Origin of the sequence: Massilia sp. KIM (assembly GCF_002007115.1) — a bacterium.
Lineage (GTDB): Bacteria > Pseudomonadota > Gammaproteobacteria > Burkholderiales > Burkholderiaceae_D > Telluria.
Genome location: NZ_MVAD01000002.1, coordinates 497,263 through 513,506 on the forward strand (window position 1 = coordinate 497,263; position 16,244 = coordinate 513,506).

Here is a 16,244-nt window from a genome sequence, read left to right on the forward strand (position 1 = left end):
TTGGTGAGAATCACTGCGTGTATTTCAATCTTGACGAATGAGGAAAGAATGATGGATCTGTCGAATATGTCCGTGGGCGATTTGCGCAACCTGCAGGAGCAAATCAAGCAGGAGATGAAGAAGCGTGAAGTGCAGGAAGTTCAAAAGGCGCGCGAGCAGATCCTGGCCATCGCGCAAAGCGTCGGCGTTCCGCTGAAAGACCTGATCGCAAGTGCCGGCCGCGGCGGCAACAAGGGCGCGACCGTGGCGGTACGTTACCGCAATCCGGATGATGCGTCCCAGCAGTGGACCGGCCGCGGCCGTCAGCCGAAGTGGGTCAAGGAATGGGTCGAAGGCGGTAAATCGCTGGACAAGCTGCGCGTTTGAGCTTCATTGCCCGGTCGGCATTTAAAAGCTTGGCCCAGTAGCATCCAAACGTCGGCCCGGTAGCCTCAATACGTCGGCCCGGTAGCCTTAATACGTCGGCCGCTAGCTCTAATACGTCGGCCACTAGCTTTACTACGTCGGCCACTAGCTTTAATACGTCGTCCCCGCGCAGGCGGGGACCCAAGTTCTGCCTGCGTCGTCGAGATGCGCGCAAACTTGGGTCCCCGCCTTCGCGGGGACGACGTTTTGGGGCTGCGGGACGAGCGTGAAGAGCCCCGGTCCGGCGATTCGACGCCGACAAAACAAGACGTCCTACTACCTTTCCGTACACATGGACCGCCCGCTTCCCGTTACAATAGCGATCGTTTTGTCATTCATCCAACTTTTCGCGGTCTGACGGCACACCGCCGTGCGCAAGCCTGCGCGGCGCCGCTCCGCTCCCGTTCCTCAAGGAAGAAAATGCTCGCTCTCTCCAAAACGATCTTCAAGGCCTATGACATCCGCGGCGTCATCGGCAAGACGCTCGATGCCGGCATCGCGCGCCATATCGGCCGCGCCTTCGGCGCCGCCGCCCTGGCCAAGGGAGAGCGCAAGGTCGTGATCGGCCGCGACGGCCGCCTGTCCGGCCCGGAACTGGCCGCCGCGCTGAGCGACGGCCTGCGCGACGCCGGCGTCGACGTGATCGACCTGGGCATGGTCGCCACCCCGATGGTCTATTTCGCCACCAACGTGCTCGATACCCGCTCGGGCATCATGGTCACCGGCAGCCACAACCCGCCCGACTACAACGGCTTCAAGATGGTCATGGCAGGCGAAGCGATCTACGGCGACGCCATCCTGGGCCTGCACGACAGCATCGCCGCCTACGACGGGAAAATCGCCGAACAGCGCGGCGGCTACGCCACCCACGACATCCGCGCCGCCTACATCGAGCGCATCGTGGGCGACGTCAAGCTGGCGCGCCCGATCAAGATCGCGGTCGACTGCGGCAACGGCGTCGCCGGCGCCTTCGCCCCGGAACTGTTCCGCCGCATGGGCGCCGAGGTCATCGAGCTGTTCTGCGAGGTCGACGGCCACTTCCCGAACCACCACCCGGACCCGGCCCACCCGGAAAACCTGCAAGACCTGATCAAATGCCTGCAGGAGACCGACGCCGAGCTGGGCCTGGCCTTCGACGGCGACGGCGACCGCCTGGGCATCGTCACCAAGGACGGCCAGATCATCTTCCCGGACCGCCAGATGATGCTGTTCGCGGCCGACGTCCTGTCGCGCAACCCGGGCGGCGAGATCCTCTACGACGTCAAGTGCACCCGCCACCTCGGCCCCTGGATCGAGCAGCACGGCGGCCGTCCGCTGATGTGGAAGACCGGCCACTCCCTGGTCAAGGCCAAGCTCAAGGAAACCGGCGCCCCGCTGGGCGGCGAGATGAGCGGCCACATCTTCTTCAAGGACCGCTGGTACGGCTTCGACGACGGCCTGTACTCGGGCGCGCGCATGCTCGAGATCCTGACCCGCGAGCAGGATCCGTCTGCGCTCCTGAACGGCCTGCCGATCGCCAGCAGCACCCCGGAACTGCACCTGCACCTGCAAGAAGGCGAGAACTTCGCCCTGATCGACAAGCTGCGCACCGACGCCAAATTCCCGGACGCCGAGCGCGTGGTCGACATCGACGGCCTGCGCGTGGAATACGCGGACGGCTTCGGCCTGGCGCGCTCGTCCAACACCACCCCGGTGGTGGTGCTGCGCTTCGAGGGCGAGAATCCGCAGGCATTGGAGCGCATCCAGGCCGACTTCAAGCGCGTGATCCTGGCCGCCAAGCCGGACGCCCAGTTGCCGTTCTGAGGAAGTCCGCTTGAAGATCCTGCTGGTGCGCGTGTCGTCCCTGGGCGACGTGCTGCACAACCTGCCGATGGTGGCCGACCTGCTGCGCCACCATCCCGGCGCCACCATCGACTGGGTGGTCGAGGAGGGCTACGTCAGCCTGGTGCGGCTCAACCCGCACGTCCGGAAAATCATCCCCTGGGCCCTGCGCCGCTGGCGCAAGCGCCTGGGCGACAAGGCCGTCCGCGCCGAGATCAAGTCCTTCTTCCGCACTCTGCGCGAAGAGGAATACGACTACGTGTTTGACACCCAGGGGCTGCTCAAGACCGGCGTGATCATGGGCGCGGCGCGCGTGCGCAAGGGTGGCAAGAAGGTCGGCCTGGCCAACGGCAGCGAAGGCTCTGGCTACGAGGGCATCTCGCGCATCTTCCACACCGACAGCATTCCATTGAGCCCGCGCACCCATGCGGTGGCGCGCGGCCGCCTGGTGGCCGGCGCGGCCCTCGGCTACGCGGTCGACAGCGCGCCCGACTTCGGCCTGCCGGCCCCGCAGACAGCCCTGCGCCCGGCCTTCCTGCCGCAGGAAGACTACGCCGTGTTCTTCCACGGCACCGCACGCGCCGCCAAGAAGTGGGCGCGCGAGAACTGGATCGCCACCGGCCAGGCGCTGGCGCCGATGCCGGTGCTGCTGCCCTGGGGCTCGGAAGAAGAGCTGCGCGAAGCCGAGGCCCTGGCCCAGGCCCTGCCCAACGCCCGCGTGCTGCCCCGGCTGTCGATGATGGATGCGGTGGCCCTGGCCCAGCATGCATCCCTGGCGATCGGCGTCGACACCGGCCTGACCCACATCGCCGCCGCCTTCGTCCGTCCTACGGTCGAGATCTATTGCGATTCGCCCAAGTGGAAGACCGAGGGCAACTGGTCCGAGCGCATCGTCAACCTGGGCGACCTGGGCGACCCGCCCTCGAGCGCCGAGGTGATCGCCGCGGCGCGCCGCCTGCTGGACAAGTAAATGAAGCGTCCCCTGTATTCCGCGCTGTGGTGGCTGGCGCTGCCCGCCGTGCTGGGCCGCCTGTGGTGGCGCGGGCGCAAGGAGCCCGGCTACCGCCAGCACTGGGGCGAGCGCCTGGGCGCTGCCGGACCCGAGCCTGACGAGGCCATGACCATCATGGTGCACGCGGTCTCGGTGGGCGAGACGCGCGCCGCCGAACCCCTGGTCGAGGCCCTGCTGGCGGAGTACCCGGCCTGCCGCATCCTGCTCACCCACATGACCCCGACCGGCCGCGCCACCGGCCGCGCCCTGTTCGAGAAGCACGGCAAGCGCGTGGTGCAGGCCTATCTCCCTTACGACACCGGTTTCATGGTCGGCCGCTTCCTGCGCCGCCACCGTCCGCGCGCCGTCATCCTGATGGAAACCGAGGTGTGGCCGAACCTGATCCATGGCTGCGCCGCCGCCGGCGTGCCGGTGGTGCTGGCCAACGCCCGCCTGTCGGAGCGTTCGCTGCGCCGCGGGCAGAAGATGGGGGCCCTGATGACCGAAGCGGCCCGCGGCATCACCCTGGTCGCGGCCCAGACCGAGGACGACGCCGAACGCATCCGCTCGCTGGGCGCGCCCAGGGTGGCGGTCACCGGCAGCATCAAGTTCGACGTGGTGCCGCCCGCCGCCGCGCTGGAGAAGGGCGCCTGGCTGCGCGGCCAGATCGGCGCGCGACCGGTGTTCCTGTGCGCCAGCACCCGCGAGGGCGAGGAAAGCCTGATCCTGGACGCCTGGACCCGCCAGCCCGCCAAGCCGGAAGGCGCGCTGCTGGCGATCGTGCCGCGCCATCCGCAGCGCTTCGACGAAGTGGCGAAGCTGGTCGAGGCCCAGGGGCTGAGGCTGGCGCGCCGCTCCCAGCTCGAGAACGGCCTGGACGGCGCCGACGTGCTCCTGGGCGACTCCATGGGCGAAATGTTCGCCTATTACGCCGCCTGCGACTGCGCCTTCATCGGCGGCAGCCTGATGCCGCTGGGCGGGCAGAACCTGATCGAAGCCTGCGCGCTGGGCAAGCCGGTGCTGGTGGGCGAGCACACCTTCAATTTCGCCGACGCCACCGAGGATGCGGTGGCCAGTGGCGGCGCGCTGCGGGTGTCCGGCGCGGCCGCCCTGGTGGCGCAGGCGGCGCGCCTGCTGCGCGACGCCCAGGCGCGCGAGGCGATGGGGGCGCAGGCCCTGGCCTTCGCCGGCAGGCACCGGGGCGCTACCCTGCGCACTGTTGAACTCTTGCGACAGCTAATCGGATAGGTTTTGCTACCATCTGCACTGAGCTCGGTAAAACAAAAAGGGGATGCGCCATGTTGTCGTTTAATCACCCGAGACCGGCCAGCACAGGAAAACCCGCCGCCCGTGTCGCCACGGCCCAGGCGGAACAGGCGCGCGAGACGACCGACACTGCTGAGCCCAAGGACTTCTCGGTTTCACCGCCCATTGCCGGCGCTTTTCCGCTCGGCGAACTCCACTTTTTCGTGCGCTATTCGCTGCGCGAGTACAGCAGCTTCATGTGGCAGCACGGGGGCTGGCTGATACGCCGGCGGCGCATCCGCTGGCCCGCGAGCGTCTTCCTGCGCCTGCGCAGCACCCTCGGCGCGGCGCTCAATTTCGTGATGTTGGGGCGGGGCAAGCGCACCTACGAATTCACCATCGACGAGCACGGGATCGTGCGCACCAGCGGGGGCGTGACGCTGATCGGCTGGGACGATGTGAGCGCGGTGCGGACTTATTCGCGCGGATTCATGATGGTGCTCAAGCGCGGGACCTTGCCGATTCCGTTTCGCTGCCTGTCGGATGCCCAGCTTGGGGTGATGCAGGGGCTGGCGGCGGCGCGGCATGAGTTGAGTTTGCGCTGAGGGTGTTTGCGGGCGTTCGCGGGTATGCATGAAAACTTGGATCCCCGCCTGCGCGGGGATGACGTTGGTTTGTCGTGGAGTGAGTCGACTGGCGCGGATTCCGGATCCTTACGCTAAGCCATTCGACCAGCGCTAAGCCACATTTGACCAGCGGCCCCTGGCACGTCGTTCCCGCGAAGGCGGGAACCCAAGTTCAATCCACCAGCGTCAAAACAGCCCCACACCCACCGGCGGCCTTCACAAGCGCTTCAATCCTCAAACAACACCGGCATCTCGTGCGACTGCTTGCGCAGCGCCAGCCGCGCCCCGTCGTAATCCGGATACACCTCGCCCACCGTCGCCCAGAACGCCGGGCTGTGGTTCATCTCGCGCAGGTGCGCCAGTTCGTGCGCCACCACGTAGTCCACCAGCGACAGCGGATAGTGGATCAGGCGCCAGTTCAGCCGGATATTCCCCTGCACCGTGCACGAGCCCCAGCGCGAGCCCGCCGACGACAGGGCCAGCGCGCTGTAGGTCACGCCCAGCATCGGCGCGTAATGATCCAGTCTTTCCCTGAACAGCTTCTTGGCCTCGGCCTGGAACCACAGCTTGATGCGCTCCTTGAGCTGCCACTCCGACAGCCCCGGCACCACGCCGATCCACAGTTCCCTGTTGGCCGCGTCGAACTGGCAGTGGCTGCGCGCGGCTTCCTCCAGGCGTAGCGTGATCTCGCCGCCCAGGTAGGGCAGGCGCGCGCCGTCCTTCCACTCGATCGGCGGCCTTTGCTGGCGCTGGGCGCGGCGCTCGCCGCGTTCGAGCAGCTTGCTCATGATCCAGCGCTGCTTGGCGCGGATCGCGTTGTCGATGTCGATCTGGCTCACCCGCCGCGGCGCCGTCACGCGCAGGCCGTCGTCGTCGATCATGAAGCCGATCGAGCGGCGCGAGGAGCGGCGCAAGGCGTAGTCCACCGTCTGGTGGCCGAGCACGATGCGCTTCAGGGGAGGGTCGTTCGGGCCCACGGGAGGCGCGGGCAGGGCGATGCGGGGCGGCGCTGGCGGCGCCTTGAACAGCGGTTGACTAGGCGGCGCCGGCCTGTCGGAAGGCTTGAGCGCTGCGAAGAATTCCTGTGCAAACAGTTCCAGCTGGTGCCCGTCGATCTTGGAAGAGGTCATGGTGTGCTGCGGTCTTGAATTCCTGATCTGGGCGCTGATATCGCTTAGCCACCTCTGTAGACGTGGGGCGAAATGACGCGCATTTCTGATTCTATCCAATTTTCGACCTCTTGCATCAGGCTGTCAGGAGTGTGGTTATCTGGCGATATCGGCTTGCCGATCGAGACGGTGACCAGTCCCGGGCGCTTGATGAAGGAATTCTTGGGCCAGCACTCGCCCGAATTATGCGCGATCGGCACCACGACGGTTTGGGTTTCCACAGCCAGGCGCGTGCCGCCGCTCTTGTACTTCCCTTTTTCTCCGACCGGGATGCGCGTCCCTTCCGGGAACATGATAATCCATTGGCCGTCCGCCAGGCGGCGCCTACCGTGCCTGACCACTTGCGAGAACGCATTCTTGCCCTGCTTGCGGTCGATCGGGATCATGCGCAGCAGCGCCATGCCCCAGCCGAAGAAGGGGATGTACAGGATTTCCTTCTTGAAGACGTAGACCAGCGGCCGCGTGAGGTTCGGCAGCAGGAAGATGGTCTCCCAAGCCGACTGGTGCTTGGACAGGATGATGGCCGGGGCATCCGGCAGGTTCTCGTAGCCCTTGAACTCGTAGCGGATGCCGCAGATGACCTTGGCGCACCAGATGATGAAGACGTTCCAGCGCGAGGTCACCCAGAAGCGCTTGTTGTAGGGGAGAGGCGCGGCCAGGAAGCAGACGCAGGCCCACACCACGGTGGCCACCACCATCACGATCGTAAACAACAGGGAACGCAGGAACAGGCTGAAAGTACGCAAAGGGGCTCCGGACGAATTGCTTGGTTCTTGTAGTGCTGCGATGACGCTCGAGATTATGGACTGGCCTTGAGCAGCGCGCTCACCATCGCCGCCAGGTCGGGGAAGACCTGGGTGCCGGGCGGCAGGCCGCCGGTGGCGTTGGTCTTCTCGCCCTTGCCGGTCAGGACCAGGTAGGGCACGCAGCCCATGATGAAGCCGGCCTGCAGGTCGCGCAGCGAGTCGCCCACGGTAGGCACGCCCTTGAGGCTGATCTTGAAGCGCTTCGAGATCTCCTCGAACATGCCAGCCTTGGGCTTGCGGCAGTCGCAGTTGTCGATCGCCGCGTGCGGGCAGAAGAAGATGGCGTCGATGTCCGCGCCGACCAGCTGGGCGGCTGCGTGCATCTTCTGGTGGATCGCGTTCAGGGTCGTGATGTCGAACAGTTCGCGGGCGATGCCGGACTGGTTCGAGGCGATCACGACCTGATAGCCCGCCTGGTTCAGGCGGGCGATCGCTTCCAGCGAACCGGGGATCGGAATCCACTCGGCCGGCGACTTGATGAAGTCGGGCGAATCGTGGTTGATGACGCCGTCCCGGTCGAGGATGATGAGTTTCATCGGACTTCCTTACGCCGCCAGCTTGGAGATGTCGGCCACGCGGTTCATCATGCCGTGCAGTTGCGACAGCAGGGCCAGGCGGTTGTTGCGCAGCGCCGGGTCCTCGGCCATCACCATCACGTCGTTGAAGAAGGCGTCGACGTCGTCGCGCAGCTGGGCCAGGGTCTTGAGCGTGCCGGTGTAGTCGCCGCCGGCGAAGGCCGCGTCCACCGCCGGGCGCACGCGCGCGATCGCGGCGGCCAGGTTCTTCTCGGCCTGCTCCTGCAGCAGCCCTTCCTGCACCTCGCCCGCCGCCGCCTCGGTCTTCTTGAGGATGTTGGTGATGCGCTTGTTGGCGGCGGCCAGGGACTCGGCTTCCGGCAGCGCGGCGAAGGCCTGCACGGCCTCCAGGCGCTGCACCACGTCGTCCACGCGGTCTGGGTTCTGGGCCAGCACGGCCTCGACCTCGTTGGGCGAGAAGCCGCGCTCGCGCAGCATGCCGCGCAGGCGGTCGAGCATGAAGCTCTTCACTTCTTCACGCGGATCCTTGAACGCAGCCTGGCCCTCGAACACCGCGGCGGCGTCGGCCAGCAGCTCCGAGATCGGCAGCGCGAGGCGCTTCTCGACCAGCATGCGCATCACGCCCAGGGCGTGGCGGCGCAGCGCGAACGGATCCTTCTCGCCGGTCGGCTGCAGGCCGATGGCCCAGATGCCGACCAGGGTTTCCAGCTTGTCGGCCAGAGCCACCGCCAGGCCGGTATTGGTCGAGGGCAGGGCGTCGCCGGCGAAGCGCGGCTGGTAGTGCTCGGAGGCGGCCAGGGCGACTTCCTCCGGCTCGCCGTCGTGGCGCGCGTAATAGGTGCCCATGATGCCCTGCAGCTCGGGGAACTCGCCCACCATGTCGGTCAGCAGGTCGGCCTTGGCCAGGCGCGCGCCGCGCTGCGCCAGCGCGGCGTCGAAGCCGAGGCGCTGGGCGATGCTGGTGGCCAGCCTGGTGACGCGCTCGGTGCGCTCCGCCTGGGTGCCCAGCTTGTTGTGGTAGACCACGCTGGCCAGTTGCGGCAGGCGCGACTCGAGGGTTTTCTTCTTGTCCTGCTCGAAGAAGAACTTGGCGTCCGACAGGCGCGGACGCACCACGCGCTCGTTGCCGCCGATGATGGCGCTCGGGTCATCGGTCGCCAGGTTCGAAACGATCAGGAAGCGCGAGCGCAGCTTGCCGTCGGCGTCGGTCAGCGCGAAGTATTTCTGGTTGGTCTGCATGGTCAGGATCAGGCATTCCTGCGGCACCGCCAGGAATTCCTCCTCGAAGTGGCATTCATAGACCACCGGCCATTCGACCAGGGCCGCCACTTCGTCCAGCAGCGCTTCCGGCATCAGGACCTGGTCGGCGCCGGCCTTGTCCAGCAGCTGGCGGCGGATGCCTTCCTTGCGCGCTTCCGGAGAAGCCAGCACCTTGCCTTCGCTTTCCAGCACGCGCGCGTAGTCGTCGGCGTGCTGCACGGCGATCGCCTGGCCGTGCGACAGGAAGCGGTGGCCCATGGTGTGGCGGCCGGCGTCCAGGCCCAGCAGCGACAGCGGCAGCACCTGTTCGCCATGCAGGGCGAGCAGCAGGTGGACCGGGCGCACGAACTGCACGGTGGCGCCGTCCGGGCGCTGGTAGCTCATGACCTTGGGGATCGGCAGCTTGGCCACGGTGTCGGCCAGCACGTCCTGCAGGGCGGCGGGAAGCAGGCTGCCGGCGGCAGTGTAGGTGTAGAAGAAGCTTTCCGCCTTGCCGTCCTGGGCGCGCTCGAGATCGGCGACCTTCAGGTCGGGGAAGCCCAGCGCGGCCAGTTTCTTGGCCAGGGGCGCGGTCGGATTGCCGTCCTTGTCCAGGGCGACGCTCACCGGCAGCACCTTTTCGCGGATCTGCTTGTCCGGCGAGGTGGCGCGCACACGGGTGATCGATACCGCCAGGCGGCGCGGGGTGGCGTAGGTGGTGGCTACGCTGTCGGCTTCGAGGAAGTCGCGCGCCTTCAGGCCGTTGGCGATGCCGGCGGCGAAGGCCGCGCCCAGCTTGACGAGGGCCTTCGGCGGCAGTTCTTCGGTCTGCAGTTCGACGAGGAGAGTCTGATTCATGGTGTGGTCTGTTCTTGTCGTGGCGGCGTTATGCCGCGGCCTTGTCGGCGGCCGGGAGCATCGGGAAGCCGAGCTTCTCGCGCGAATCGTAATAGGCCTGGGCGACCAGGCGCGACAGGGTGCGCACGCGGCCGATGTAGGCGGCGCGCTCGGTCACCGAGATGGCGCCGCGTGCGTCCAGCAGGTTGAAGCTGTGCGAAGCCTTCATGATCTGCTCGTAGGCCGGCAGGGTCAGTTCCAGCTCGATCAGGCGCTTGGCTTCGGATTCGTGGTTGGCGAAGGCCTGGAACAGCAGCTCGGTGTTCGAGTGCTCGAAGTTGTAGGTCGACTGCTCGACTTCGTTCTGGTGGAAGACGTCGCCGTAGGACAGCGATTTTTTCATCCCGTTTTCTTCCCACTCGGTCCACACCAGGTCGTAGACGTTCTCCACGCCCTGCAGGTACATCGCGAGGCGTTCGATGCCGTAGGTGATTTCGCCCAGCACCGGCTTGCAATCGAGGCCGCCGACCTGCTGGAAGTAGGTGAACTGGGTGACTTCCATGCCGTTCAGCCAGACTTCCCAGCCCAGGCCCCAGGCGCCCAGGGTCGGGCTTTCCCAGTCGTCCTCGACGAAGCGCACGTCGTTCTTCTTCAGGTCCAGGCCGAGGGCTTCGAGCGAGCCGAGGTAGAGGTCGAGGATGTTCTCGGGGGCGGGCTTGAGTACCACCTGGTACTGGTAGTAGTGCTGCAGGCGGTTAGGATTTTCGCCGTAGCGGCCGTCCTTGGGGCGGCGCGAGGGCTGCACATAGGCGGCGCGCCAGGGTTCCGGACCGATCGCACGCAGGAAGGTGCCGGTGTGGAAGGTGCCCGCGCCGACTTCCATGTCGTAGGGCTGGAGCAGGGCGCAGCCCTGCTTGTCCCAGTAGGACTGCAGGGTCAGGATGATTTGTTGGAATGTGAGCATCTCGGATGGGCGACGCGCAGCGGGGCGCGAACACGATAAGTTTGCCAAATGACCAATTCTACTGAATTTTTCCCAGCCTCTGGGGGTGATTTGGCCGGGCGATTCGATTTAGAGGCCGTTGTCGGAACACGGGCGGCCGCGCAGGACGGCCCGCCCGCGCGTCAGGCGCCAGTCTTGCCGCGGTAGCGGCGCCCGGCGAACCAGGCGGCGCCGAGCGCGACCGCGCCCAGGATCAGGAACAGCGCATTCCCGAAACGGACATAGGGCGTCATGCCAGTCGTGCCGCGCACAGTGGCGGTCAGCACGCCTTCCTGGTAGAAGGGCAGCAGCTGGCGGACCACGCCGCGATGGTCGATCACGGCGGTGGCGCCGTCGTTGGTCGACCTCAGCATCGGACGGCCGGTTTCCAGGGTGCGCATGCGCGAGATCTGCAGGTGCTGGGGAATAGCGACCGATTGCCCGTACCAGGACAGGTTGGACACGTTCAGCAGCAGGGTCGCGGGCCTGGCGGCGCTGCGCAACTGGTAGGCGATCTCCTCGCCGAACACGTCCTCGTAGCAGATATTCGGCAGCACCAGCTGGTCCTTCACCGCGAACGGGGCCTGCAGCGGCTTGCCGCGGGTGGCGTCGTTGAGCGGCAGGTTCAGCATGTCGGTGAACCAGCGGAAGCCCGGCGGAATGAATTCGCCGAAGGGCACCAGGTGGGCTTTGTCGTAGCGGTAGGCCTGGGGCTGGGGTGAGAGCGCCACCACGCTGTTGGCGTACTGGCGCGGGCCATCCAGCAGCGGCATGCCGATCGCCAGGGTGCTGCCGCTGGCGCTCGAAAAGCGCTGCAGGCCCTCGAGGTAGCCCTCCGGCATCTGGTGCGGGAAGACCGGGATCGCGGTTTCCGGCGTGGCGATCAGGTCGGCCGGCGCGGACGTGATCATGCCCTGGTACTTGGCCAGGATCTGGTTCAGGAAGGCGAGGTCGAACTTGCGGTCCTGCGGGATGTTCCCCTGCAGCAGACGCACCGTGATCGGCTGGCCGGTTTCCTCGGTCCAGGCGACCGTGCGCAGGCCGGCGCCCGCGCCCAGCACCAGGGCCAGCAGGCCGATCGCCGGCCAGCGCGCGCGCTGGGTGAGCATGGTGATGCAGCCCGCGCACAGGGCCACCAGCACGCCGATGCCGTACACGCCGATCAGCGGCGCGTAGCCGGCCAGCGGCGCGCCGTCATGGGCGTAGCCGGAAGCGGCCCACGGGAAGCCGGTGAATACCCAGCCGCGCAGCCATTCCGACACGCCCCAGGTCACGGGCAGCACCAGCAGCACGAAGGCGGCCACCGGCAGCGACCAGCGCTTGCGCAGCCAGGCCGCGACGCCGGCGGTGAAGGCGCCGTACAGGCCCATGTACAGGCCGAGCAGGATCACCCCGACCGTGGCCAGGGCCATGGGCAGGTGGGCGAAGCGGGTCATGAACACGTACAGCCAGTGCATGCCCGCCACCGACCAGCCGAAGCCGAAGGCCCAGCCGATCAGGGTCGCGCGCCGCACGGAAGTCTGCTTGCCGACCTGGTAGAACAGCCAGGCCAGGGCCAGGAACTGCAGCGGCCACCAGCCGACCGGCTGGAAGGAGAGCAGGGAACTCAGGCCGGCCAGGACGGCGCCGGCGAGCAGCAGGAGCGAGGGCTTGTCGCCGCGCGCGTCGGATACGGGAGCGCCCGCAGTGGTCGAACGGCGGCGCAGCATCAGTCGTGGTCGTCGTCCTGGAGCGGGAGCTTTTCGACCAGCAGCACGTGGATCTGGCGGGCGTCCGCGCGCAGCACCTCGAAACGCAGGTTCTGCAGGTCGAACACCTCGCCCTTGTGGGGCATGCGCCCGAGGTGGCTGGCGACCAGGCCGCCGATGGTGTCGACGTCGTCCTCGGGCAGGTCGGCGCCGATCTCTTCGTTGAACTGCTCGATCTCGGTCAGCGCCTTGACGCGCCAGCGCGGGCCCAGCTGGCCCTCCTTGATCGACAGGATGTTGTCTTCTTCCTCGTCGAAGTCGTACTCGTCCTCGATGTCGCCGACGATCTGCTCGAGCACGTCCTCGATGGTGATCAGCCCGGCCACGCCGGAATACTCGTCGACCACGATGGCCATGTGGTTGTGGTTGGCGCGGAAGTCGCGCAGCAGCACGTTCAGGCGCTTCGATTCCGGGATGAAGATCGCCGGGCGTAGCATGTCGCGCACGTTGAAGGATTCTTCTGCGTAGTAGCGCAGCAGGTCCTTTGCCAGCAGGATGCCGACCACCTTGTCGCGCTCGCCTTCGATGGCGGGGAAGCGCGAGTGCGCGGTCTCGAGCACGATCGGGAGCCATTCCTCGATCGGCTTGGTGATGTCGATGACGTCCATTTGCGAGCGCGGCACCATGATGTCGCGCACCGACAGGTCGGAGACCTGGAACACGCCTTCGATCATCGAGAGCGCGTCGGCGTCGATCAGGTTGCGTTCATGGGCTTCGTGCAGGACTTCGAGCAGTTCGGCACGGTTTTCTGGCTCTGGGGAGATGAGAGCGGTCAGCCGTTCGAACAGCGACCGATGGGGTTTGGCGTCCGATCGGACGTCACTGGGATACTCGGGCATAATTGGCGTGAAGCCGTTGTTGCGATGGGCATAGGATACACCAAAAGGGCGGATGCCTGATTTTGATGCACCTGTGGCGCGCCGGTTCCTCCTTCCCCAGCGGCACGGTTTTTCCCTGTGTGGTCGAACCCGCGTCCTGAAAGGAGCAGCCCATGCCTGCGCTCAATATCAACGGCAGCAACACGACTCTCAACGTTCCCGACGACATGCCCCTGCTGTGGGCCCTGCGCGACGTTGCCGGCTTGACCGGCACCAAGTTCGGCTGCGGCGTGGCCCTGTGCGGCGCCTGCACCGTGCACGTGGACGGCCAGCCCACCCGTTCCTGCATCACTCCGGTCTCGGCGGTGGTCGGGAAGAACATCGTCACCATCGAAGCCATCGGCAAGGATCCGGTCGGCGCCAAGGTCCAGGCGGCCTGGCGCGAGATCGACGTGGTCCAGTGCGGCTATTGCCAGTCCGGCCAGATCATGGCGGCCACCGCTCTGCTCAAGGCCACCCCCAAGCCGGGCGACGCCGACATCGACAATGCCATGTCGGGCAATATCTGCCGCTGCGGCACCTATGGACGCATCCGCAAGGCGATCCACATCGCCGCCGCGAAATAAGGAGGCGCCATGGACGGACTGAAAGAGGCAGCGCGGGCTCTCTCCCAAGGAATGGATGGCAAAAAAACCACACTCGACTCGCGCGCGCGGCGCGATTTCATGCGCCTGGGCGCGGCCGGCGGCGGTGGCCTGCTGCTGAGTTTCTCCCTGTTCGGTTGCAAGCGCGCCGAGGACGGGCGCAACGAAAAGCCCTCCGAGACGGCGGTCGGCGCGGCCACCAATGCGGCGTCCAGCCAGGATCCGGGCCTGGCGCGCGACGCCTTCATCCGCGTCGGGCGCGACGGCATCGTCACCCTGGTGGTGCACAAGGTCGAGATGGGGCAGGGCACCTTCACCTCCATGCCCCAGCTGCTGGCCGAGGAACTGGGGGCCGACCTGTCGAAGGTGCGGCTGGAGCAGGCGCCGGCCGACAACAAGCTGTACGCCGACCCGCTGCTGGGCGGCCAGCTGACCGGCGGCTCGACCTCGGTGCGCGGCGCCTACAAGCCGCTGCGCGAGGCCGGCGCCATGGTGCGCACGGTGCTGGTGGAAGCGGCCGCCGAGAGCTGGAAGGTGCCGGCCGCCGAGATTACGGTGGTGGGCGGCACCCTGCGCCACGAGGGCTCCGGCAAGAGCGCCGGCTTCGGCGAACTGGTGGACGCCGCGGCCAAGCGCGAGCTGCCGAAGAGCGTGGCGCTGAAGGACCCCGAACAGTTCACCCTGATCGGCAAGCCGGTCAAGCGCCTCGATTCGCCGGCCAAGACCGACGGCACGGCCCTGTTCGGGATCGACGCGCGCCTGCCCAACATGCTGGTCGCTGCGGTGGCGGCCTCGCCCGTGCACGGCGGCAAACTGGCCGCTGTCGACGACCAGAAGGCGCTGGCGGTGCCCGGCGTGCGCGAGGTGCTGCGCATCGACAACGCGGTGGCCGTGGTGGGCGAGCACATGTGGGCCGCGCGCAAGGGCCTGGAGGCGGCCGCGCCGCGCTGGGACGACGGCCCCAACGCCGGCGCGACCACGGCCGCCATCGTGGCCGACATGGCCAAGGCCTCGCAGAAAGAAGGCGTGGTGGCGCGCAACGACGGCGACGCCCTCAAGGCCCTGGCGAGCGGTCCGGGGCGGCGCATCGACGCCGTCTACGAGTTGCCCTTCCTGGCCCACGCGACCATGGAACCCATCAATTGCACGGTCGACCTCAAAGCCGACAGTTGCGACATCTGGTGCGGCACCCAGGTGCCGGCCTTCGCCCAGGCGGCGGCCGCCAAGCTGACCGGCCTGCCGGAAACCAAGGTCAAGGTCCACAACTTCTTTATCGGCGGCGGCTTCGGCCGGCGCCTGGAGAGCGACTACGTGGCCCAGTCGGTGGCCCTGGCCAAGGCCAGCAAGAACGGACAGCCGATCAAGTTCGTCTGGACCCGCGAGGAAGACATCCAGAAGGACATGTTCCGGCCCTATTACTACGACCGCGTCTCGGCGCGGGTGGACGAGAAGGGCCGGCCCCAGGCCTGGTTCCACCGCACCACGGGTTCCTCGATCATCGCGCGCTTCGCGCCCGGCTGGCTGTCGCAGGGGCTGGACCCGGACGCGGTCGAGGGCTCGCGCGACATGCCCTACGCGGTGCCGGCGGTGCGGGTCGAGTACGTGCGCCACGAGCCGCCCGTGCCGACCGCCTTCTGGCGCGGGGTCGGGCCGACCCACAACGTGTTCGTGGTGGAGAGCTTCATCGACGAGCTGGCCCATGCGGCCAAGCAGGACCCGGTGGCCTACCGCCGCGCCCTGCTGGAGAAATCGCCGCGCACCCTGGGCGTGCTCAACCTGGCGGCCGAGAAGGCCGGCTGGGGCAAGCCGATGGCGCCGATCGCCGGGCGCAAGGTGGGGCGCGGGGTGTCCTGCCAGTTCGCCTTCGGCAGCTACGTGGCCCAGGTGGCCGAGGTCTCGGTGGGGGCGGATGGCGAGGTGCGGGTGCACCGGGTGGTGTGCGCGGTCGACTGCGGGACGGCGATCAATCCGGACACCATCGTGGCCCAGATGGAAAGCGGGATCGTGTACGGGCTGGGGGCGGTGCTGTGGGGCGAGATCACGCTCGACAAGGGCAGGGTGCAGCAGACCAATTTCGGCGACTACCGGGTGGTGCGCATGAACGAGGCGCCGGCGGTCGAGGTGCACCTCGTGAACAGCCGCGACGATCCGGGCGGGATCGGGGAGCCGGGGACTTCGGCCTTGATGCCGGCGGTGACCAATGCGGTGTTCGCGGCGACCGGGAAGAGGGTGAGGAAGTTGCCGATTGGGGGGCAGTTGGCTTGAGGGGGGGCTAACTAATTTCGGGCAAACTTGGGTCTCGGCCTGCGCCGGGACGACGGTCTTTGGGCTGTCGACTACGTATAGACTGTCTTCCGGCCCGCGCCCCTAGCACGTC

Annotated in this window: 14 protein-coding genes; 7 read left to right on the forward strand and 7 right to left on the reverse strand. The window is 67.2% G+C overall.

The features are described 5' to 3' along the window. The first annotated feature begins 51 nt into the window (after positions 1-51). The 5 genes from B0920_RS16965 to B0920_RS16985 all read left to right on the forward strand — a co-directional run bounded on the left by B0920_RS16965 (position 52) and on the right by B0920_RS16985 (position 5,067). Entirely contained in the window at positions 52-366 is a 315-nt protein-coding gene (locus tag B0920_RS16965; RefSeq protein ID WP_078033839.1) for an H-NS family nucleoid-associated regulatory protein, read from the forward strand. 459 nt (positions 367-825) lie between these two features. Next, positions 826-2,208, forward strand: coding sequence for a phosphomannomutase/phosphoglucomutase (locus B0920_RS16970; RefSeq protein ID WP_078033840.1), 1,383 nt, complete (start codon positions 826-828; stop codon positions 2,206-2,208). 10 nt (positions 2,209-2,218) lie between these two features. Next, positions 2,219-3,196, forward strand: a complete 978-nt coding sequence (gene waaC / locus B0920_RS16975) for a lipopolysaccharide heptosyltransferase I (RefSeq protein WP_078033841.1) — start codon at positions 2,219-2,221, stop codon at positions 3,194-3,196. Beyond that, positions 3,197-4,465 (forward strand): lipid IV(A) 3-deoxy-D-manno-octulosonic acid transferase, encoded by a 1,269-nt coding sequence (gene waaA, locus B0920_RS16980; protein ID WP_078033842.1) that lies wholly within the window; start codon positions 3,197-3,199, stop codon positions 4,463-4,465. A 50-nt stretch (positions 4,466-4,515) separates the two neighbouring features. After that, positions 4,516-5,067 carry a YcxB family protein gene (locus B0920_RS16985; RefSeq protein ID WP_078033843.1) on the forward strand — a complete coding sequence of 184 codons (552 nt, stop codon included), beginning with the start codon at positions 4,516-4,518 and terminating at the stop codon, positions 5,065-5,067. Positions 5,068-5,315: 248 nt separating this feature from the next. Here B0920_RS16985 and B0920_RS16990 read toward each other — a convergent pair whose 3' ends face one another. The 7 genes from B0920_RS16990 to B0920_RS17020 all read right to left on the reverse strand — a co-directional run bounded on the left by B0920_RS16990 (position 5,316) and on the right by B0920_RS17020 (position 13,244). Beyond that, positions 5,316-6,218, reverse strand: a complete 903-nt coding sequence (locus tag B0920_RS16990) for a M48 family metallopeptidase (protein ID WP_078033844.1) — start codon at positions 6,216-6,218, stop codon at positions 5,316-5,318. Positions 6,219-6,262: 44 nt separating this feature from the next. Continuing rightward, positions 6,263-7,003 (reverse strand): 1-acyl-sn-glycerol-3-phosphate acyltransferase, encoded by a 741-nt coding sequence (locus B0920_RS16995; protein ID WP_143745815.1) that lies wholly within the window; start codon positions 7,001-7,003, stop codon positions 6,263-6,265. Between the two features lie 53 nt (positions 7,004-7,056). Further along, the gene (gene gmhB / locus B0920_RS17000) at positions 7,057-7,599 is read right to left on the reverse strand and encodes a D-glycero-beta-D-manno-heptose 1,7-bisphosphate 7-phosphatase (protein ID WP_078033845.1); all 543 of its coding nucleotides are present in this window, start codon (positions 7,597-7,599) and stop codon (positions 7,057-7,059) included. Positions 7,600-7,608: 9 nt separating this feature from the next. Then, complete coding sequence (gene glyS / locus B0920_RS17005; protein ID WP_078033846.1) at positions 7,609-9,696, reverse strand: glycine--tRNA ligase subunit beta; 2,088 nt, start codon at positions 9,694-9,696, stop codon at positions 7,609-7,611. 28 nt (positions 9,697-9,724) lie between these two features. Further along, entirely contained in the window at positions 9,725-10,639 is a 915-nt protein-coding gene (glyQ, locus tag B0920_RS17010; protein WP_078033847.1) for a glycine--tRNA ligase subunit alpha, read from the reverse strand. A gap of 161 nt (positions 10,640-10,800) precedes the next feature. Then, entirely contained in the window at positions 10,801-12,366 is a 1,566-nt protein-coding gene (gene lnt / locus B0920_RS17015; protein ID WP_078033848.1) for an apolipoprotein N-acyltransferase, read from the reverse strand. Beyond that, entirely contained in the window at positions 12,366-13,244 is an 879-nt protein-coding gene (locus tag B0920_RS17020; protein WP_078033849.1) for an HlyC/CorC family transporter, read from the reverse strand. Before B0920_RS17020 ends, lnt begins: the two co-directional genes overlap by 1 nt. Before the next feature lie 152 nt (positions 13,245-13,396). Here B0920_RS17020 and B0920_RS17025 point away from each other — a divergent pair, with 152 nt between their 5' ends. Both B0920_RS17025 and B0920_RS17030 read left to right on the forward strand, forming a co-directional pair. Continuing rightward, on the forward strand, positions 13,397-13,849 hold the full coding sequence (locus B0920_RS17025; protein ID WP_078033850.1) for a (2Fe-2S)-binding protein: 453 nt from the start codon (positions 13,397-13,399) through the stop codon (positions 13,847-13,849). A gap of 9 nt (positions 13,850-13,858) precedes the next feature. Beyond that, a complete protein-coding gene (locus B0920_RS17030) occupies positions 13,859-16,132 on the forward strand; it encodes a xanthine dehydrogenase family protein molybdopterin-binding subunit (RefSeq protein ID WP_218669387.1) in 2,274 nt (757 codons plus the stop codon). Positions 16,133-16,244 lie beyond the last annotated feature (112 nt).